23 protein-coding genes, 3 tRNA genes and 1 pseudogene are annotated in these 18,125 nt (G+C 71.2%); 20 read left to right on the forward strand and 7 right to left on the reverse strand.

The features are described from left to right. The first annotated feature begins 6 nt into the window (after nucleotides 1-6). From ACZ418_RS04865 to ACZ418_RS04900, 8 genes are read left to right on the forward strand one after another with little or no spacing between them, the layout of a single operon-like run. On the forward strand, nucleotides 7-720 hold the full coding sequence (locus ACZ418_RS04865; protein WP_468357066.1) for a GvpL/GvpF family gas vesicle protein: 714 nt from the start codon (nucleotides 7-9) through the stop codon (nucleotides 718-720). A gap of 39 nt (nucleotides 721-759) precedes the next feature. After that, the gene (locus ACZ418_RS04870; protein ID WP_468357069.1) at nucleotides 760-1,026 is read left to right on the forward strand and encodes a gas vesicle protein GvpG; all 267 of its coding nucleotides are present in this window, start codon (nucleotides 760-762) and stop codon (nucleotides 1,024-1,026) included. 27 nt (nucleotides 1,027-1,053) lie between these two features. Then, a complete protein-coding gene (locus tag ACZ418_RS04875) occupies nucleotides 1,054-1,617 on the forward strand; it encodes an ABC transporter substrate-binding protein (protein WP_468357072.1) in 564 nt (187 codons plus the stop codon). Between the two features lie 16 nt (nucleotides 1,618-1,633). Next, on the forward strand, nucleotides 1,634-2,773 hold the full coding sequence (locus ACZ418_RS04880; protein ID WP_468357075.1) for an SRPBCC family protein: 1,140 nt from the start codon (nucleotides 1,634-1,636) through the stop codon (nucleotides 2,771-2,773). Between the two features lie 33 nt (nucleotides 2,774-2,806). Next, nucleotides 2,807-3,322: a gas vesicle protein gene (locus ACZ418_RS04885; protein WP_468357078.1), complete on the forward strand. Its 516-nt coding sequence runs from the start codon at nucleotides 2,807-2,809 to the stop codon at nucleotides 3,320-3,322. A gap of 5 nt (nucleotides 3,323-3,327) precedes the next feature. Further along, nucleotides 3,328-4,197, forward strand: coding sequence for a GvpL/GvpF family gas vesicle protein (locus ACZ418_RS04890; protein ID WP_468357081.1), 870 nt, complete (start codon nucleotides 3,328-3,330; stop codon nucleotides 4,195-4,197). Then, nucleotides 4,194-4,475: a gas vesicle protein gene (locus tag ACZ418_RS04895; protein WP_468357084.1), complete on the forward strand. Its 282-nt coding sequence runs from the start codon at nucleotides 4,194-4,196 to the stop codon at nucleotides 4,473-4,475. Before ACZ418_RS04890 ends, ACZ418_RS04895 begins: the two co-directional genes overlap by 4 nt. Then, on the forward strand, nucleotides 4,459-4,863 hold the full coding sequence (locus ACZ418_RS04900) for a gas vesicle protein K (protein ID WP_468357087.1): 405 nt from the start codon (nucleotides 4,459-4,461) through the stop codon (nucleotides 4,861-4,863). Before ACZ418_RS04895 ends, ACZ418_RS04900 begins: the two co-directional genes overlap by 17 nt. A gap of 60 nt (nucleotides 4,864-4,923) precedes the next feature. Here ACZ418_RS04900 and ACZ418_RS04905 read toward each other — a convergent pair whose 3' ends face one another. The 3 genes and pseudogenes from ACZ418_RS04905 to ACZ418_RS04915 form a co-directional block, all read right to left on the reverse strand. After that, entirely contained in the window at nucleotides 4,924-5,325 is a 402-nt protein-coding gene (locus tag ACZ418_RS04905) for a YccF domain-containing protein (protein WP_153539346.1), read from the reverse strand. 142 nt (nucleotides 5,326-5,467) lie between these two features. After that, nucleotides 5,468-6,716: pseudogene (locus ACZ418_RS04910) on the reverse strand (APC family permease). 204 nt (nucleotides 6,717-6,920) lie between these two features. Beyond that, on the reverse strand, nucleotides 6,921-7,409 hold the full coding sequence (locus tag ACZ418_RS04915; RefSeq protein WP_166001462.1) for a YajQ family cyclic di-GMP-binding protein: 489 nt from the start codon (nucleotides 7,407-7,409) through the stop codon (nucleotides 6,921-6,923). 225 nt (nucleotides 7,410-7,634) lie between these two features. On the opposite strand from ACZ418_RS04915, the gene ACZ418_RS04920 reads away from it, so the two are divergent. Further along, nucleotides 7,635-7,716 (forward strand) — tRNA-Tyr (locus tag ACZ418_RS04920). Between the two features lie 99 nt (nucleotides 7,717-7,815). On the opposite strand, the gene ACZ418_RS04925 is transcribed toward ACZ418_RS04920, so the two are convergent. Both ACZ418_RS04925 and ACZ418_RS04930 read right to left on the reverse strand, forming a co-directional pair. After that, entirely contained in the window at nucleotides 7,816-8,991 is a 1,176-nt protein-coding gene (locus ACZ418_RS04925; RefSeq protein ID WP_468357092.1) for a glycoside hydrolase family 3 N-terminal domain-containing protein, read from the reverse strand. A 381-nt stretch (nucleotides 8,992-9,372) separates the two neighbouring features. Further along, nucleotides 9,373-9,855 carry a carboxymuconolactone decarboxylase family protein gene (locus ACZ418_RS04930; RefSeq protein WP_468357095.1) on the reverse strand — a complete coding sequence of 161 codons (483 nt, stop codon included), beginning with the start codon at nucleotides 9,853-9,855 and terminating at the stop codon, nucleotides 9,373-9,375. A gap of 175 nt (nucleotides 9,856-10,030) precedes the next feature. Here ACZ418_RS04930 and ACZ418_RS04935 point away from each other — a divergent pair, with 175 nt between their 5' ends. Genes ACZ418_RS04935 through ACZ418_RS04945 form a run of 3 tightly spaced genes read left to right on the forward strand, consistent with a single transcriptional unit; the run spans nucleotide 10,031 to nucleotide 10,908 of the window. Then, the gene (locus tag ACZ418_RS04935; protein WP_468357099.1) at nucleotides 10,031-10,384 is read left to right on the forward strand and encodes a DUF6233 domain-containing protein; all 354 of its coding nucleotides are present in this window, start codon (nucleotides 10,031-10,033) and stop codon (nucleotides 10,382-10,384) included. Between the two features lie 44 nt (nucleotides 10,385-10,428). Then, a complete protein-coding gene (locus ACZ418_RS04940; RefSeq protein ID WP_351612174.1) occupies nucleotides 10,429-10,653 on the forward strand; it encodes a hypothetical protein in 225 nt (74 codons plus the stop codon). Between the two features lie 42 nt (nucleotides 10,654-10,695). After that, nucleotides 10,696-10,908 (forward strand): hypothetical protein, encoded by a 213-nt coding sequence (locus tag ACZ418_RS04945; protein ID WP_468357102.1) that lies wholly within the window; start codon nucleotides 10,696-10,698, stop codon nucleotides 10,906-10,908. Nucleotides 10,909-11,043: 135 nt separating this feature from the next. Here ACZ418_RS04945 and ACZ418_RS04950 read toward each other — a convergent pair whose 3' ends face one another. Together ACZ418_RS04950 and ACZ418_RS04955 are read right to left on the reverse strand one after the other, a co-directional pair. Beyond that, on the reverse strand, nucleotides 11,044-11,700 hold the full coding sequence (locus tag ACZ418_RS04950) for an SDR family oxidoreductase (protein ID WP_468357105.1): 657 nt from the start codon (nucleotides 11,698-11,700) through the stop codon (nucleotides 11,044-11,046). 249 nt (nucleotides 11,701-11,949) lie between these two features. After that, complete coding sequence (locus ACZ418_RS04955) at nucleotides 11,950-13,215, reverse strand: amidohydrolase family protein (protein WP_468357108.1); 1,266 nt, start codon at nucleotides 13,213-13,215, stop codon at nucleotides 11,950-11,952. Between the two features lie 341 nt (nucleotides 13,216-13,556). On the opposite strand from ACZ418_RS04955, the gene ACZ418_RS04960 reads away from it, so the two are divergent. From ACZ418_RS04960 to ACZ418_RS04995, 8 genes are all read left to right on the forward strand, one after another. Further along, a tRNA-Thr gene (locus tag ACZ418_RS04960) sits at nucleotides 13,557-13,629 on the forward strand. A gap of 46 nt (nucleotides 13,630-13,675) precedes the next feature. Then, nucleotides 13,676-13,748, forward strand: a tRNA-Met gene (locus ACZ418_RS04965). A 90-nt stretch (nucleotides 13,749-13,838) separates the two neighbouring features. Then, a complete protein-coding gene (gene rpmG, locus ACZ418_RS04970; protein WP_003948671.1) occupies nucleotides 13,839-14,003 on the forward strand; it encodes a 50S ribosomal protein L33 in 165 nt (54 codons plus the stop codon). A gap of 200 nt (nucleotides 14,004-14,203) precedes the next feature. Continuing rightward, nucleotides 14,204-14,656: a MaoC family dehydratase N-terminal domain-containing protein gene (locus ACZ418_RS04975; protein ID WP_153539332.1), complete on the forward strand. Its 453-nt coding sequence runs from the start codon at nucleotides 14,204-14,206 to the stop codon at nucleotides 14,654-14,656. Between the two features lie 7 nt (nucleotides 14,657-14,663). After that, nucleotides 14,664-15,092: a MaoC family dehydratase gene (locus tag ACZ418_RS04980; protein WP_208899337.1), complete on the forward strand. Its 429-nt coding sequence runs from the start codon at nucleotides 14,664-14,666 to the stop codon at nucleotides 15,090-15,092. A gap of 114 nt (nucleotides 15,093-15,206) precedes the next feature. Then, a complete protein-coding gene (locus tag ACZ418_RS04985; RefSeq protein WP_468357111.1) occupies nucleotides 15,207-15,776 on the forward strand; it encodes a TetR/AcrR family transcriptional regulator in 570 nt (189 codons plus the stop codon). Between the two features lie 82 nt (nucleotides 15,777-15,858). Then, complete coding sequence (locus ACZ418_RS04990; RefSeq protein ID WP_468357114.1) at nucleotides 15,859-17,352, forward strand: DHA2 family efflux MFS transporter permease subunit; 1,494 nt, start codon at nucleotides 15,859-15,861, stop codon at nucleotides 17,350-17,352. A 43-nt stretch (nucleotides 17,353-17,395) separates the two neighbouring features. Then, complete coding sequence (locus tag ACZ418_RS04995) at nucleotides 17,396-17,785, forward strand: DUF3291 domain-containing protein (RefSeq protein WP_468357117.1); 390 nt, start codon at nucleotides 17,396-17,398, stop codon at nucleotides 17,783-17,785. The last annotated feature ends 340 nt before the right edge of the window (nucleotides 17,786-18,125 follow it).

Consider the following 18,125-nt stretch of genomic DNA (forward strand, 5'->3'; position numbering starts at 1 on the left):
CACGTGATGCCCGTGTACGTGTACGCGATCACCAACAACTCGCACTCGCTGGACCTGAGCGGTCTGAAGGGAGTGGGTGAATCGCCCGCCGAACTGCGTGTGGTGCGCGGCGACTCGCTGTGCGCCGTGGTCAGCGACACCCCGGAGGACCTCTCGGTCTCCCGGCGGGATCTGGGGGCGCACCACGAGGTCATAAATCAGCTGTGGAGTGGCGGCACCGTCCTCCCGCTGAGCTTCGGGTACGTCGCCCAGGACGAGGGCGCCGTACGCGCCGTACTGGAGGCCAATGCCGAGGCGTACGCGCAACGCCTCGACGAGCTCACCGGACGGGTGGAGTTCAACGTCAAGGGCCTGTGCGACGAGGATGTGCTGCTCCGGGACGTCCTGGAGACGTCCGAGCAGGCCCGCGCGCTCAACGAGGCGACCCGCGAAGGCGGCGGAACCCAGCAGGACCGGGTGGCGCTCGGGGAACTCCTGGCCCAGGGGGTGCAGACCCGGCAGGAGGCGCTCGCCGGCGAGGTACTCGCCGCCCTGCGGCCACTGGCGATGGCCGAGAAACTCGCGGAGCCGTCCCAGCAGTACTTCGTGAACGTCTCCTTCCTGATGGACGGCGAGCAGTCCGAAGAATTCACCCGTGCCGCCCAGGAGCTGGCCGAGCGGTACGGAGAGGACGTCGAACTGCGGGTGCGGGGGCCACTGCCGCCGTACAGCTTCGCCTGACCCGCTGCGTGACCTGCCCGGACCGCACGAGGAGGCGATATGGGAGGACTGATCGGCGAGATCCTGGCACTCCCGGCTGCCCCCGTGCGCGGGGTCTGGTGGGTGCTCGACAAGGTCGTACGCGCCGCCGAGGACGAGTACTACGACCCCGGACCCGTTCAGGAACGCCTCGTGCGCCTGGAGCGGGAGCGGACCGAGGGCCGTATCGACGACGAGGAGTTCGCCCGCCGCGAGGCGGAGCTGATGCACCACCTGGAGGAGATCAGGGCCTATCACCTGCGACGCGGTGCGCAGGGCGGTCTGTGAGGCGCCGGACAGGAAAGAAGTCGCACTATGAACAACGCCAAGATCGGCGCGGCAGTCCTCGCCGGATATGTGCTGGGCCGGACGAAGAAGGCCAAGTTCGCTCTGAGCCTGGCCGGGCTGCTGGCAGGATCCCGGATCAAGCCCGGGCAGCTCGTCAAGGCCGTACAGGACTCCCCCTTCCTCAGCAACGTCACCGAGCAGGTGCGCACCGAGTTGTCGGGCGCGGGCAAGGCGGCGGCGACCTCCGTGCTGACGGCGAAGGCCGACAGCCTGGCCGACGCGATCCACGAACGCACGGCGGGACTGCACGAAAAGGGGCATCCGGACGGTGCGGGGCACGGTGGTGAGGCGGACCGGGCCTCGGAGTCGCGCCAGGACGAGGCCCGCGAGGACGAGGACGAGGACGGCGAGGAGGAGGAACGCGAGGCCGGAGCCGGCGGGCGCCGGAGCGAAGGCCACAAGGGTGAGACCCGCCGGAGCCAGGGGCGCGCAAGGAAGGCGCAGCACCGCGGGCCGGATCAGGACGAGGGCGAGCCGCGCCGCAGGAGGACGACGGGGACCGGGGGCCGATCCAAGAGCGACACCGCATGAGCGAGGAGGCCTGACGATGGCTGAGGGCAAGACGCCGGGACGTGGCTCGGGCGGTGCCGGGACTCTCAGCAAGGTCCGTGAACAGGCACTGCAGAACCCTGGCGCGAACCGGCTGAAGGAAGAGGTCGAGCAGTACCTGGAAGCCCGGCTCCAACTGATGCTGGAGGGCGTGGGCCACCGGCTCGGCGAAGGGGCACGCAAACTGAGCGAGACGCACCTCAGTCCCGGCGTGCTGACGACCGCCGCGACGAAAGGCGGCCTGAAGCTCCTCCGGCACGCGCTGCCGTCCGGCGAGGCGCTGACCTCGACCGCGTCCCACGCCAAGGACACACTGCTGGACAAGGCCAAGGACGTCGCCGAGAAGCGGCACGAGAAGGCCACGGTGAGCCCGGGCACGGGCAGGGGCCTGACCATCATCGAGGACATCGACGTCGGCGTGCCCGTACGCGAGGCCTACGACCAGTGGACGCAGTTCACGGAGTTCGAGCGGTTCGCCAAGGGCGTCGTCCACGTCGAGCAGGAGGACGAGATCACCACCCACTGGGAGGTGAGGATCGCCAAGGCGGGCCGTCGCTGGCGGGGCATCATCACGGAGCAGGTGCCCGACGAACGGATCGCCTGGACGTCCGAAGGGGAGAAGGCCGTCACCAAGGGCGTCGTCACCTTCCATCCCCTCGGGGAGAACCTCACCAAGGTGCTGCTCGTCCTGGAGTACTTCCCGAAGGGCGTGGTCGAGCGGGTCGGCGGCCTGGTACGGGCGCAGGGGCGCCGCGCCCGGCTGGATCTGAAGCTCTTCCGCACCTTCGTGATGATGCGCGGAGAGGCCACCGGAGGGTGGCGCGGCGAAATTCGCGGCGGCGAGGTCGTGCGCGGCCCGGAGGAGGCCGAGGCGCGCGAAGGCGAGGACGAGGGGGAGTACGAGGGCGAAGAGGGAGCCGAGGAGGAAGAGGCAGCCGAGGAGGAAGAGGAGCCCGAGGAGGAAGAGGAGCCCGAGGAGTCCTACGACGAGGCCGAAGAGGAGGACGAGGAAGACACCGAAGAGGAGGACGAGGGCGGAGAGACCGACGACCGCTCCTACGACGACCGCTACTACGACGAGGCGGAGGAAGAACCCGCCGAGAGCCGCACCGCCGACAGTCGCCGGCGCCGCGGATAGATTCCGCTGCCCAGGAAACGAGGTCGAGATGCCGTGAGCGAGTACGAGCCCGCCGTCCCCGGGTCGTCGCGATCCCTCTCCCCGTACGGTCAGGGGTCCAGCGCGAACCTTGCCGACATTCTGGAGCGCGTGCTCGACAAGGGCATCGTCATCGTCGGCGACATCAAGATCAACCTCCTCGACATCGAGCTGCTCACCATCAAACTCCGGCTCCTCGTGGCGTCCGTCGACAAGGCCAGGGAGATCGGCATCGACTGGTGGGAGCACGACCCCGCCCTTTCGTCCCGCGCCGACCGCAGGCACAGCATCCAGGCCGAGAACAAGCGCCTGCGCGAGGAAGTGGAGGTGCTGCGCAGGCAGCTCGACGGGTCCCGGCCGGAGCTGTCCGAGAGCGGATCCGGCAGCCGTCGTCGGTCCCACGACACAGGTGACTCCGATCAGGCCCGGCGGGCGAGTGACGCCGACCAGGCCCGCCGTGCGACGCGTGCCGAGCCACGCCGTAAGCGCCGTACGGCCGGGGACGACGAGGACGACGAGGACCGGAGCTGAGGACGGTGGACGAGCAGCTGTGCTACGCGTACGCCGTGGTGGGTTCGTCCGCCGCGCCGGAGCCGACGGCGCTCGCCCGGCTCCGGGGCGTGGCGGACGCCCCGGTCAGCCTGGTCCGCTCGGGTGCGGTGGCCGCCGCGGTCAGCGCGGTGCCCCGGGAGGAGTTCTCGGAGGCAGCGCTGAAGACCGGTCTTGAGGACCTGCGGTGGCTGGAGGCGACCGCCCGGGCTCACAACCTGGTGATCGAGACCTTGGCCCGGAACGCCACGATCCTCCCCCTGCGGCTGGCGACCGTGTATCTCGACGAGAACCGCGTCCGGGACATGCTGCGCAGCCAGGAGGCGTCCTTCACCGCGCTGCTGGACCGGCTCGCCGGCCACGAGGAATGGGGCGTCAAGGTGTACGCCGAGGTGCCGCCCCCGTCCGAGCCCGCCCCTGCGGAAGCTCGCGGCCCGGCCGACGGCACGAGCCCCGGACGCGCCTATCTGCGCAGCCGCAGGCACCAGCGGCAGGAGCGGGAGGACACGTGGCGACTCGCCGAGGAGGCTGTCCGGCGTACGGAGGAGGAGGCCCGCGGCCTCGCGGTCGACCGGACCCGGCACCGGCCGCAGGAGGGCACACTCGCCCAGGTCCCGGGCGTGAACGTCGCCAATGACGCCTATCTGGTCCCGCGCCATCTGGCCGAGCAGTTCCGCACCCGGATGCTGCGTGCCGCGGACGGCCTGCCCGGGATCCGCGTGGACGTCACCGGCCCCTGGGCGCCGTACTCCTTCGCCACCCCGCCCGAACTCACCACTCGGCCCGAGCCCGACGCGCAGGAGGACGGGCAGGGGGATGCGCAGGAGGATGCGCCGGGGGAGGCCGGGCGGCGGTGAGTGAGCACGGCGCGTACGACGACCGTTCGGTCCGTCAGCAGCAAGTGGCCCTGATCGACCTGCTGGACCGGCTGCTGAGCGGCGGTGTGGTGCTCACCGGGGACCTCGTCCTGTCCATCGCCGACATCGATCTCGTGAGGATCTCGCTGCGCGCCGTGGTGGTCGCCGTCCACGAGCAGCTCGACGAGCAGTGGACCACCTTCCTTCCGTCGCGGCAGGCGCTCACCGGACACGGCGGAGACGGTGGAGACGGTGGTTCCGGTGACGAGCCCCGCTGACCGCCCGTCCCCCGATCGGCTGCGCGAGGTCGCCGAAGCCGCGGACCGTGCCTTCTCGCTGCTGCCCGCCCGTCCGGAGGACGTCTCGCCGTCGCCCACCGGCCGGGTCCAGGGCGCCGCGCGCCGGCTTCGCGCCGACCCGGACACGGTGGAGCGGGACCTCGTCCGGCTTGTCCTGACCATCGTGGAGCTGTTGCGCCAGCTGATGGAGCGGCAGGCCCTCCGCCGCGTCGACGAGGGCGATCTGACCGAGGATCAGGAGGAACGTCTCGGCCTGACCCTGATGCTGCTGCACGACCGGATGGCCGAACTGTGCGACAGCTACGGCCTCACCCTGGGCGACCTCAACATCGACCTCGGACCGCTGGGCACGCTGCTCCCGCCGTGACCGGCGGCCGGCGACGGGAGACCGGCGGCCGACGCAGAAGATCGCGCCCGGCGCGCGAGATCAGCGCCCGGCGAAACCCTGGTCCGACGGCACCACCTCACGCCCGAGCGGCATGAGGGAGATCGGGATCAGCTTGAGGTTCGCCCAGCCGAAGGGGATCCCGATGATCGACAGGAACAGCGGGATGCTCGTGATCAGGTGGCCCAGCGCCAGCCACCAGCCCGCGAAGATCACCCAGATCACGTTGCCGATGAAGGAGCCCGCCCCCGCGTCCGGCCGGTCCACGGTGGTCCGGCCGAACGGCCACAGGACGAAGCCGGCGATGCGCAGCGACGCGATGCCGAACGGGATGGTGATGATCAGGACGAAGCAGATCAGGGCAGCGATGAGATAACCGATCGCCATCCAGAAGCCGCAGAAGACGAGCCACAGGATGTTGAGCAGCAGGTTGAACACCTTCATGATCGGCACCTCTCCAGGTCGCTCCACCGGCATGCCTGCTGTCACAAGTATCAGCGTGCCGGGCGTTCGGGCGCAGAACCGCAGCGTCCTTGTGGCGTGATCGGGAACGTCCGGAGACGATCCCGCTGGGCGTCTCCCGGCGTCACTCGGTGCGCCGCCGCGCCCGCAGTCGTACGCCGTAGGCCGCCACGCCCACCGCGAGCACGCCCGCCCCCACGGCCACCGAGACGGCGGGCAGCGCGAACGCCAGCGTGGCGCAGCCCAGCAGGCCCACCACGGGCACCATGCGGGCCGATGGGGCCGGACTCAGGGTCCACGCGGAGGCGTTGGCGACGGCGTAGTAGGCGAGCACGCCGAAGGAGGAGAAGCCGATCGCCCCGCGCACATCGACCGTCGCTGCCAGTACGGCGACCACCGCGCCCACGGCCAGCTCCGCCCGGTGCGGCACCTGGAAACGCGGGTGCACGGCCGCCAGCGCCCTCGGCAGATGCCCGTCCCGGGCCATGGCGAGGCTCGTACGGGACACGCCGAGGATCAGCGCGAGCAGCGAGCCGAGCGCCGCCACCGCGGCCCCGCCCCGCACCACCGGCGCGAATCCGGGCACACCGGCCGCCCGTACCGCGTCGGTCAGCGGCGCCGCCGCGTGCCCGAGCCGGTCCGTACCGAGGACGGCGAGCACGGCGACGGCCACGCACGCGTACACCACAAGTGCGATCCCCAGGGCCAGCGGGATCGCCCGCGGAATCGTGCGCGCCGGATCCCGTACCTCCTCCCCGAGGGTCGCGATCCGCGCGTACCCGGCGAACGCGAAGAACAGCAGCCCCGCCGCCTGGAGCACGCCGCCCACGCCCGACGGCAGCCCGATGTCCAGCCGTCCGGCGTCGGCCCGCCCGGAGGCCAGGCACACGACCACCACGGCCGCGAGCACGGCCAGCACCACCGCCACGATCACGCGCGTCAGCCACGCCGACTTCTGGATCCCGCCGTAGTTCACGGCCGTCAGGGCCACCACGGCCGCGACCGCCACCGCGTGGGCCTGCCCCGGCCAGACGTACGCGCCCACGGTGAGCGCCATGGCCGCACAGGACGCCGTCTTGCCGACCACGAAGGCCCAGCCCGCGAGATAGCCCCAGAAGGGGCCCAGCCGTTCCCGTCCGTACACGTACGTGCCGCCGGAGGCGGGATAGCGGGCGGCGAGGCGGGCCGAGGACATGGCGTTGCAGTAGGCCACCACGGCCGCGAGCGCCAGCCCGGGCAGCAGTCCCGTACCGGCCGCGCGCGGCGGGCCCCAGGGCCGAGAACACGCCTGCCCCGACCATCGAGCCGAGGCCGACGATCACGGCGTCCCGCACGCCGAGGGTGCGTCGGAGCCCGGTGCCGGAAGTTGTCATGCGCGGCACCCTACTGAGCGCCGCGACCGGGAGGTGGACCGTCGGCGTCTCCCTCGTCAACAGGCCACGAACACGCGGTCGACAGGCAGTGAACGCGCGCGACGACAGCACGGAAGGGCGAGCACCGCTCGGGGGCGCCCACCCTTCCGTGCTGTCGCGGGTGTCCGGCTGGTGTGCCGGTCCCACCGGTGTCCTGCCGGTCTCCTACCGGTAGTTCACGAACTGCAGCGCGAAGTCGAAGTCCTTGCCCTTCAGCAGCGCGATCACGGCCTGCAGGTCGTCCCGGCTCTTGGAGGAGACGCGCAACTCGTCGCCCTGGACCTGGGCCTTCACGCCCTTCGGGCCCTCGTCACGGATGATCTTCGCCACCTTCTTGGCGTTCTCCTGGGAGATGCCCTCCTGGATCGACGCGAAGATCTTGTACTCCTTGCCGGACAGCTGGGGTTCGCCCGCGTCCAGCGCCTTCAGCGAGATGCCGCGCTTGATCAGCTTGGACTGGAAAACGTCGAGGACAGCCTTCACCCGGTCCTCGGAGTTCGCCTCCATGAGGATCTTGTCACCGGACCACGAGATCGAGGCGCCCACGCCCTTGAAGTCGTAGCGCTGCGAGATCTCCTTGGCGGCCTGGTTGAGGGCGTTGTCGACCTCCTGCCGCTCGACCTTCGAGACGATGTCGAAACTGGAGTCGGCCATGTCCTGTGGCTCCTTGTATCGGGTGCGTATCGGGTGCGTGCCGGCGTGCGCGGCGGCGGCCGCCGGGCCCGGCGTCAGACCGGGCCGCATCCGCACCAGCCTAGCCACCCCGCGAGCCGAGGGGTGGTGATCAACCGGGTGGCGAAGCACCCCCGTGTATCGGGTATTGTTTACGTCGTCGCCAGGGGGACCGCCGAAAAGCGGTTCGATCTGGTGGCCGACCCCGGCGGTGTGCCCGAGCGGCCAAAGGGAGCAGACTGTAAATCTGCCGGCTCAGCCTTCCCAGGTTCGAATCCTGGCGCCGCCACATGGGAACAAGGGCCCGGTGACCTGCAAGAACTAGCAGGTCACCGGGCCCTTGTCGTGTCCCCGTACCGGGAGAAGATCTCAGAGGCGCCCCTCGCGCTCAGGAACAGAGATTCACGTGCCGGACGGCCAGGACGTGCCCCGCCGCGTCGATGAGGCGGCTGCGGGCGAGGTGTCCGCCGGCCACCGCTTTGGTGATCGCCGAGGCGATCGAGGACGTCTGGGAGCCGACGTTGCTCCCCAGGTCGAACATGACCATGTCGGCACCGGAGCGCAGGGCCTGGACGGCGGCGGCGGGAATGCTGAAGCCTGCGGCGGAGATCGCCTTGGCGCTGAGGGAGTCGGTGACCACCAGCCCCTTGAAGCCCAGCTTGCCGCGCAGCTCGGAGCCGATGGCGGTGGGTGACAGGCTCGCCGGATAGGTGCCCAGGCCCGGCACGATGTTGTTGGAGACCATGATGGCCGGGGCACCGGCCTTGATGGCCGCTGTGAACGGCGGGATGGCCACCTTCTGCAGGGTGGACCAGGGCAGGGTGCGGGCGGCGCCGAAGTCGGAGTTGTAGCTGGAGCCGCCGAGGCCCGGGAAGTGCTTGACGACGGGTATCACCTGTGCGGCGCGCAACCCGTTCATGTACGCGACACCGTCCTTGGAGACCACCGAGGTGCTGCCGCTGAAGGACCGCCATCCGTCGGGGTTGGTATGACTGGGAGCCGCGTTCCTGCCGTCTACGTCGACCACTGGTGCGAGGTCCATGTTGACCTGGGCGGCCGCCATCTTGGTGGCGACCTTCCTGACGTTCTGCTGGATCTGGGCCGGGGTCCAGTGCGTGCCCATGGACGCGGCCCAGGGCAGGGATCCGACGAGGTTTGCCATGCGCTGGATGCCGCCGCCCTCCTCGTCGGTCATCACCAACAGGCCCAGATGGCCCGGAACGTGGGACTTCAGGGCGGCCAGCCGTGAGCCGAGGTCGGACGGCGCCTTGCTGCCGAACAGCAGCACACCGCCCGCACCGGCGCTCACCTCGGAAGCGGCGTCGGACACGGAGGTTTCCGACACCGGGACGGCGATGGTCAGCATGGCCAGCCGGTGGTTCGACCAGCCGGCGAGCTTCGTGCTGTTGGTGCATGCGGTGGCGGCTGTGGTGAGGTCCGGGGCGAAGGACGAACGGGAGTGGGAAGGCACGGGTGTCGGGAGCAGGGACACTCCCGGGCCACTGGAGTGCGGGGCCGCCTTGGGGGTGTCCGTGCCGCAGCCCGCCACAAGCAGCGCCGCCACGGCGGCGGCCGTGCTCAGTCTTCGTGCGTTCCTGGCGTTCCTGGCCCGGCCGGGGACCCGCTGTGGTGCTGTAGCGCTTCTGCTGTCACGGTACGACGGGAGATTCATCGCCCGGCCTCCTTCGGGAAGTCGCGACAGCGCCCGCCGCGCTGAGGGCCGTATGAGCATGAGGTGGGCTTTACGACGCGTGAGAGGCGTCCCGGCCCGCGCGTGGTGTTCGCTGGTCACGGTCGCAGTACCAGGATCTCGCGCCTCGGATCCGGACGAAAGTCCAGCCGACGTGGGGCGGTGGTGCCGCGGGGCCGGGAAACGGCAGGTCCACACGGGAACGAGAGCCCCGTGACCTGCGAGAGCAGGTCGCGGGGCGCTTGTCGTCAGCCGTCAGTGGAACTTGGCGGCCATGCCCGCCTCGTAGTCTCCGGCGGGCTGCTGGGTGATGACGTTTCCGCGGTTGAAGGCGTTGATGACGGCGATCTGGGCCACCAGGTCGGCGAGCTGTTCCTCGTCGTAGTACTTGGCCGCGTTCGCCCAGACCTCGTCCGGGACGCCGCCGGCCGCGTCCGCGATGCGGGTGCCCTCCTCCGTCAGCTCCAGCGCGGCGCGCTCGGCGTCGGTGAAGACCTTGGCCTCCCGCCAGGCGGCGACCAGATGGAGGCGTACGGCGGTCTCGCCGGCCGCGGCGGCCTCCTTGGTGTGCATGTCGATGCATCCGGCGCAGCCGTTGATCTGGCTGGCGCGGAGCATCATCAGTTCGCGCGTCGAGGCCGGCACGGTCGACTCCGAGAGCGCCCTGCCCGCGGCGATGATGTGCTTCATGACCTTGGCCGCGACCGGGGCGGCCATGACGTTCAGACGAGCTTCCACGGTGTACTCCTGGGTGGTTGCCGGTTCGTACGCCCTCTTGGACAGAGCGGCACCGCGCGCCGTGACAGGAATGAATGTGACCTGCGTCTCAACGGTGGAGAACCGTTTCACGCGGACCCTGTTCGGTCGCATCCCGCTGGTCGCACTTCCGGGTCTCTTCACTAGAATCGAACGTGTGAACGATGACCGTCCGCTGACGCGTCTCGACATGCTGCGCTTCGCCCGCCGCGTCGTCGAACATCAGGCCGCGCGGCAGCTCGCCCTGATGGACCGGTGGATCGCGGACGAAGAGCGCCGGGAGGCCGAACGGCAGCGCCGTTTCGCCGTCCGGCAGGCCGCTCCGGACTGGCTGATCGAGCGCGGCCTGAACGGCCGCACCGCGGTGTACCTTCACCTCGGCGGCTGTGCGAGCGCCGGCGGGCGGTCCAAGGCGGTCAGCCGGGAGCAGGCCGTCCGCGCACTCACCGAAGGAGAGGTCGCCGCATGCCCGCTGTGCCGCCCCGAGAGTGCGCTGGGGATACTGGAATGACCGGTCCGGGTGCGGGCCCGGGCGGTCCGGAAGATGCTGGAGCCATGGCCGGGAAACGACCCATCATCGTGCATCTGCCGTCCCCGACCGGCGGCCGCCGGGTCCGCGTGGACGGCGAGATCCTCGGCCTGGCGCACAACGTGGGCGACCTTGTGGAGTTCCTGCGCCGCGCGGGGCTGGAGATCGAGCCGGAGCAAGTGGCCGACTCACCGCTGATCGACTGGCGCGGGGTGGGCCCCGATCGCTGGGAAGCGGAGACCCGCACCTGACAGCGGTGTCGCGGCCGCCGCTCGTGCGGGCACACTGACGGCATGTCCTCCCGACGCAGAACCTGCCCTGTGTGCCATCGCGACATCGCCGTCGTCGCGGGCCGCTATGCGCGGCACGACCCGCCCGGGGCGCGGGAGAACGGGGGACTCGTCTCCTGCGCCGGATCACGGCAGCATGCACAACTCGGGGCCGTCCAGCCGGCGTTGGACGGATACGCCGTACCGGAGTTCCCCGGGCAGTTGCCCCTGTTCTGAGTTCGCGAAGAGGCGGAGGGGGCGGAAGGGGCTTGCGTGTGTGGGGCGGGCTGTTGGAGAGCTGATGGGGCGACAGGCCGACGGTGCTGAAGGCCCGTTGGCGGGGTCTGTCCGTTCAACGGCCCGCGGGCGGTCTCAGTTCCCGGCCACCGACTTCACCGCCACCGACACCGGCGTCGATCCGCTGATCAGCTCCAAGGTCAGGCCGGTCGTCGCCGGGGTGTCCACCAACTCCGCGAGTACGGCCGCCACATCGTCCCGGGGGACCACGCCGCGCCCGGTGTGCGCCTCCAGGCGGACGTGACCGGTGCCGGCGTCGTCCGTCAGCGTGCCGGGGCGCAGGATCGTCCAGTCCAGGGCCTCCTGGCGGGTGACGTACGCGTCCGCCTCGCCCTTGGCACGCAGGTACGCGTCGAAGACGTCGTCGCCCTGGTGCGCGGGATCCGCGCCCATCGAGGACACGACCAGGAAACGGCGCACACGCGCGCGAACGGCCGCGTCCGCGAACAGCACGGCCGCGCCCCTGTCCACCGTCTCCTTGCGGGCCGCCCCGCTGCCCGGGCCCGCGCCGGCCGCGAAGACCGCCGCGTCGGCGCCCTGCAGATGCGCCGCGACCCCCTCCACCGAGGCGGACTCCAGGTCGAGCAGCACCGGTTCGGCGCCGGCCGCCCGCAGATCGTCGCCCTGTTCGGACTTGCGGATGATCCCCGCGACCTCGTCCCCGCGCGCGGAGAGCAGGCGCTCCAGCCGCAGCGCGATCTGACCATGACCACCAGCGATGACAATGCGCATGATTCCGACCGTACGCCGGAAGGGGCGCATCTGCCGCACGGGTTAAGCGGCGTGGCAGCACCGCGCCGGGCTCATGCCCACCGGCCCGCGCCGGAGCGCCCACGAGCGCACGCTCCGGCCCCGCACACGCACCCGCGCGCCCCTCGGGCCCCACCCCGGACCGGGCTCCGGACAGCGCTCCGGACCGCGCGCCCCGCGGCTCCCCACCCCGCGCACCGGGCTCCCGACAGCGCTCCGTACCGCGCGCCCTCACGACAGCTCGCCCCGCCCCTGTCGCGGCAACCCGAGTCCCACCGTGGCCGCCGAATTGCAGTACTCGCGCACCGCGCTCGTGCGCGCCACCACCCGGCCCCGGTGGACCACGATCCGGCTGTATGCCAGGGACAGAGCGCCGGCCAGGCGGTTGCCGCGTACGGCGAGGAGGTCTGCAGGGAAGCCGGCCTCCACGCGTACCTCCGGCAGGCCCAGCACCGCGCGGGCCGAGGTGCTCACGGCGTCGTAGGCGTCCTCCGGGCGCAGGCCCTGGGCGGAGGCGAGGAGGTAGGCCGCCTCCAGGGGGTCGCCGCGGCCGACGGGGTTGGCGGCGTCGCGCAGGGCGCCGCTGCCGGCCGACACGCGCACCCCGGCCGCGCGCAGCAGCCGTACCGGAGCGGCGCCCCGGCGGTCGGTTCCGCAGCAGCCGCCCTGCGGCAGGCACACGACCGTCACACCGGCCGCCGCGAGCTGGTCGGCGGCGCGGGAGGCGGCCTGGGTGGGGAGGCGTGCGAGGCCGGCGCACGGCCCGATCGTCACGCCGGGGCGCAGGCCCCCGGCCATGGCCGCGAGCCGGGACAACCGGGCCGGGTCGGAGGCGTCCGTGTGCAGGTCCACCGGGCAGCCGTGCTCGGAGGCCACCTCCAGGACCGCCTCCACATAGCCCGTGGGATCGGGGTCCAGGTCGGGGCAGCCGCCCACCACGGAGGCGCCCATCTTGACCGCGTCGCGCAGCATCGCCAGCCCGTCGGCCCCGGCCACCCCGGTCAGCAGCCGTGGCATCGCCACCGTCGTCAGCTCGGCGAGCCCCCGCAGCGAGCGCCGCGCCTGCAGGACCGCACCCAGCGCGCCGAGCCCTTGTACGTCGCCCACGTGCACGTGCGTGCGTGCCGCCGTCGCCCCGTGCCCGAGCTGCAGCAGGGCCGCCTCCGTCGCCCGGCGCTGGACGTCCTCGGGGCCGTACGACACCGGGCCGGGGTGCTCGGCGGACAGCGCGGTGTCGCCGTGGGCGTGCGGTTCGGCCGGGGCCGGCAGGAGCAGATAGCCGTCCAGGTCCACGCGCGTGGCGCTCGTCCGGGCGGGTCCCGGCGCCAGACTGCCGGCCGTGCCCACCGCCTCGATGCGCCCGCCGACCAGCCGTACGTCCACCGTCCGGCCGTCGGTGAGCCGCGCCCCGCACAGCAGCAGGACGGCCGGGTCGGACTGACCCGAGGATCCCGGGGAGTTCGACGGCGGATGAGGCTGCGGCTGGCTGTCGGGCATCGCGCTCCAGGATCGGGGCCGGGGGCTCGGGCGGGCCCGCGTGAGACACCGGGGCCCGGGCCCCAAGATCACGCCGGGCGAGTCGAGCCTAGGGTGGCGAGCCGTGCCGGGCGCGCAGGAGCGCAATAGTCGTACCGGCGTGGTCCGTCCTTGGCGGTACACGTGTCACCCACCCGCGTGGCCCCCGCCCTCCCCGACGACGTCCACGCACGCGTGGACACGGTTCCCGCACCGTGTGACGGCTCATGAGGTCACTGCGGGCCCTGGGATGGGGGTGGTCCGGGGCTGCCGGATACGGATTTGGGTGAACGGCGGCGGACCGTGTAATGTCTTCATCGCTCGCCCCAATAGCTCAGTCGGCAGAGCGTCTCCATGGTAAGGAGAAGGTCAACGGTTCGATTCCGTTTTGGGGCTCTGGTGTGAGAGGTTCCCGTCGAAAGGCGGGGTCCGATCGCATCGCAGCGGTGTAGCTCAGTCGGTAGAGCAAGCGGCTCATAATCGCTGTGTCACCGGTTCAAGTCCGGTCACCGCTACTCACAGTAGCCGATTGCGGGGTCGGTCCTTCGATCGGCTACTCTTTCTTGCGTTGAATTAGTCCACCCGTTCGTCTTAGGAGCACTCACGTGGCTGCCACCGACGTCCGCCCGAAGATCACGCTGGCCTGCGTGGAGTGCAAGGAGCGGAACTACATCACCAAGAAGAACCGGCGTAACAACCCGGATCGTCTTGAGATGAAGAAGCACTGCCCTCGCTGCAACGCGCACACCGCGCACCGCGAGACGCGATAAACAGGCTCGTTCGCGAGGCCGTCCCCTTCCGGGGGGCGGCCTCGCGGCGTTTCACCACCTCACCGGCGCCTCGGTTTCCCCGGCGCCTCGGCTTCACCCGCGCTTCAGCGGCCGGTCCTCACCCGTCCCCCCTGCGCATTCCCCGGCAGGATTCCGGCTAATTTGGGGCCATCACAGCAGACACCAGGAGGTGCCGGGCCATGGCGCTCGACCAGTCCTTCGTTGGACGGACCTACCCGCCCACCGCGCCCTATGAGGTGGGCCGGGAGAAGATCCGCGAGTTCGCCGAGGCGGTGGGCGAGACCAACCCGGTCTACACGGACCCGGAGGCCGCGAAGGCGTTCGGTCATTCCGATGTGATCGCGCCGCCGACGTTCGTGTTCGCCATCACCTTCCCGGCCGCCGGGCAGATCGTCGAGGACCCGCAACTCGGTCTCGACTACAGCCGCGTGGTCCACGGCGACCAGAAGTTCGCCTACAGCCGCCCGGTGCGCGCCGGCGACCGGCTCACGGTCACCTCCACCATCGAGGGGATCAAGTCCCTCGCGGGCAACGACATCCTGGACATCCGCGGTGAGGTGCACGACGAGGCGGGCGAGCACGTCGTGACCGCCTGGACCAAGCTCGTGGCCCGCGCGGCCGAGGAGGCGTGAGTACCTGATGACGGCGAAGATCGCGTACGACGACGTCGAGGTCGGCACCGAACTGCCCGCGCAGACCTTCCCCGTGACCCGCGCCACGCTCGTGCGCTACGCGGGTGCCTCCGGGGACTTCAACCCGATCCACTGGAACGAGAAGTTCGCCAAGGAGGTCGGTCTGCCGGACGTCATCGCGCACGGCATGTTCACCATGGCCGAGGCGATCCGCGTGGTCACCGACTGGACCGGGGACCCGGGCGCGGTCGTCGAGTACGGCGTCCGCTTCACCAAGCCCGTCGTCGTGCCGAACGACGACCAGGGCGCGCTGATCGAGGTCAGCGGCAAGGTGGCGGCCAAGCTGGACGACAACACCGTGCGCGTGGACCTGACGGCGACCAGCGGTGGCCAGAAGGTGCTGGGTATGTCCCGGGCGGTCGTACGACTGGCCTGACGGCACCACCGCGAGCAGCGCTGTAAGGGGCGTCCACCACGGTGGGGCGCCCCTTACGGGTGTCCGGGGCCGGGCGGCTTGCCAAGTTAGTGATTGAGCACTAACTTACTTTCCATGCCCAGGATGAGTGCAGAAGAGCGACGCGAGAGCGTCATTCGCGCGGCGATCGCCGAGTTCGCGCAGAAGGGCTACTACGGCACTTCCACGGAGGCGATCGCGAGCCGCGTGGGTGTGTCGCAGCCGTATCTCTTCCGGCTCTTCGCGGGGAAGAAGGCGATCTTCGCCGCCGCGTCGCTCCGGTGTGTGGAGGACACCTGCCGGGTCTTCGAGGAGGCGGCCGAGGGGCTGGCGGGCGAGGAGGCCCTGCACGCCATGGCGAACGCCTATGTGCGGCTGATCACGGAGCAGCCCGAGAAGCTCCAGATGCAGATGCAGACCTACATCACGGTCGCGGCGGCCGAGGCCGAGGGTGACCACGAGTTCGGCGAGGCCGTACGGGCCGCCTGGATGAAGCTCTGGGACACCGTCCATCTGCCGCTGGGGGCGGACGACAACCAGACCACGATCTTCCTGGCGTACGGAATGCTCATCAACACCCTCGCCGCCATGGGGTTTCCGCCCGAGCACCGCGTCTGGCAGGGGATGTATCCGTCGGCCCGGATCACCGGCCGGCTGGAGAAGTAGCGGAACGAGGCGGTTGTCCCGCCTTTTTCCTGCGCAGGAAAGTTAGTCATCAATAACTAACTAGCAGCTCTCTGGGGGAGAGATGTCACAGCAGACCGCAACGAGCACAGGCCGCGGAAGCGCCGCCTGGGCCCTCGTCATCACCAGCGTCGCCGGCTTCATGGCGGCCCTCGACAACCTCGTCGTCACCACCGCCCTGCCCTCCATCCGCAAGGACCTCGGCGGCGCCCTGGACGACCTCGAGTGGACCGTGAGCGCCTACACGCTCACCTTCGCCGTCCTGCTGATGTTCGGCGCGGCGCTCGGCGACCGCTTCGGGCGCCGCAGGCTCTTCATCGCCGGGCTCGCCGTCTTCACCGGCGCCTCCGCCGCCGCGGCCATGGCCCCCGGCATCGGCTCCCTGATCGCCGCCCGCGCGGTCCAGGGCGTCGGCGCGGCCGTGATGATGCCGCTCACGCTGACCCTGCTGACCGCGGCCGTGCCCGCCGCCAAGCGCGGGATGATGTACGGCATCTGGGGCGCCGTCAACGGACTCGCCGTCGCCTCCGGACCGCTCATCGGCGGCAGCCTCACCGAGCACGTCTCCTGGCACTGGATCTTCTGGCTGAACGTGCCGCTCGGCCTGATCACGCTGCCGCTCGCCCGGCTGCGCCTCGCCGAGTCCCACGGCACCGGGGCCCGGCTCGACGTCCCCGGCACCCTGCTCGCCAGCGGCGGCCTCTTCGGGATCGTCTACGGCCTGGTCCGCGGGCCCGCCGACGGCTGGACCGACACCGTGGTCCTCACCGCGCTGTTCGCCGGTGGCGCACTGCTGACCGGGTTCGTCCTGTACAGCTCCCGCGCGGCCAACCCCATGCTGCCGATGCGGCTGTTCCGGTCCCGCGCCTTCTCCGGCATCAACGCGGCCAGCCTGCTGATGTTCGTCGGCATGTTCGGCTCGATCTTCCTGCTCAGCCAGTACATGCAGGGCGTGCTCGGCTACTCGCCCACCGAGGCGGGCCTCAGGATGCTGCCGTGGACCGGAATGCCGATGCTCGTGGCGCCGATCGCCGGGATCCTCTCCGACCGCATCGGCGGCCGCCCGGTCGTCGCGGCCGGCCTGTTCCTGCAGGCCGTCGGTCTCGGCTACATGGCCGCCGTGGCCACCACGGATGCCTCCTACGCCGCCCAGCTGCCCGCCCTGGTCGTCAGCGGGATCGGCATGGCCCTGTACTTCGCCCCGGCCGCCAATCTGGTGATGTCCAGCGTCCGCCCGCAGGAGCAGGGCATCGCCTCCGGCGCCAACAACGCGCTGCGCGAGGTGGGCGGCGCGCTCGGCATCGCGGTGATGTCGTCGATCTTCTCCGCACAGGGCGGCTACGAGAGTGCGCAGAGCTTCGTCGACGGCCTGCGGCCCGCCCTGGTCACCGGCTCGGCGGTGGTCGCCCTCGCCGCGGTCGCGGCTCTGGTGATCCCGGCCCGGCGCGCCGCCGCCCGCCTCGCCGCGGGGGACGGGACGCCCGCGCCGGCCCTGGGGGCCGCTGCCGCCGAGGCTCCCGCGCCGGCGGGCACCGCCCTGGAGAGCACCGCACGCTGAGACCCGCCCGGAACCTCGTCACCCTCGTCCCAAGGAGTTCGCGATGCCCGCTCTCCCCGCTCTTCCCTGGATCGTGCCGAACACCCCGCCGCAGGGCACCGAGGTGCACGTCTTCGCCTCGCGCTTCGAGACCCGCTCCCTGTGGGGCGCGCTCCGCTTCCTCGCCCGCACCCCGGCCGTATGGCGGCAGGTGGGCAAGGCACCCGGCGCCTACGGGGCCTCCCTCAAGGCACAGCCCCTGCGGCGGACCTTCTGGACGCTGTCCGCCTGGGAGTCCGCCGACGCGCTGAAGGCCTTCGCCCACTCCGGTGCCCACCGCCCCACCTCCCGCGGGCTGGCCTCCCAGATGCGCGACGCCGCGTTCGCCACCTGGCAGACCTCCAGCGACGAGTTGCCGGTGAGCTGGGAGGAGGCGGAACGGCGGCTCGGGTAGACCGCCGGTCGGCAGTTGCGGTACGTGGGGTACGCGCGCGTGGGCTTCGGGAGGAGACCACGCGCGCGTGCACGTGTGTCGGGCGCTCACGCGTATCAGGAGCCCACGCGCGCGTGCGCGAGTGGCGGCTCGCGCCGGTGGGCGGCCGGGGCCGCTGGTCGCGGTCGGCACGAGCACAATGCGCCGCGCCGCAAGGGCCGCCGTTCCGCCCGGCCCGCGTGGGCACGGGGCCAAGGGACACAGCGCGCGGGAAGGCCGCCGCTCCCGATTGGCCTGCGGCTGTGGTCGGGGTGGGAGGTTGCGCGTGCGGGAATGCTGCTGTCCCTGCTGTGCGCGGGTG

It is taken from the genome of Streptomyces sp. NPDC030820, assembly GCF_055572075.1.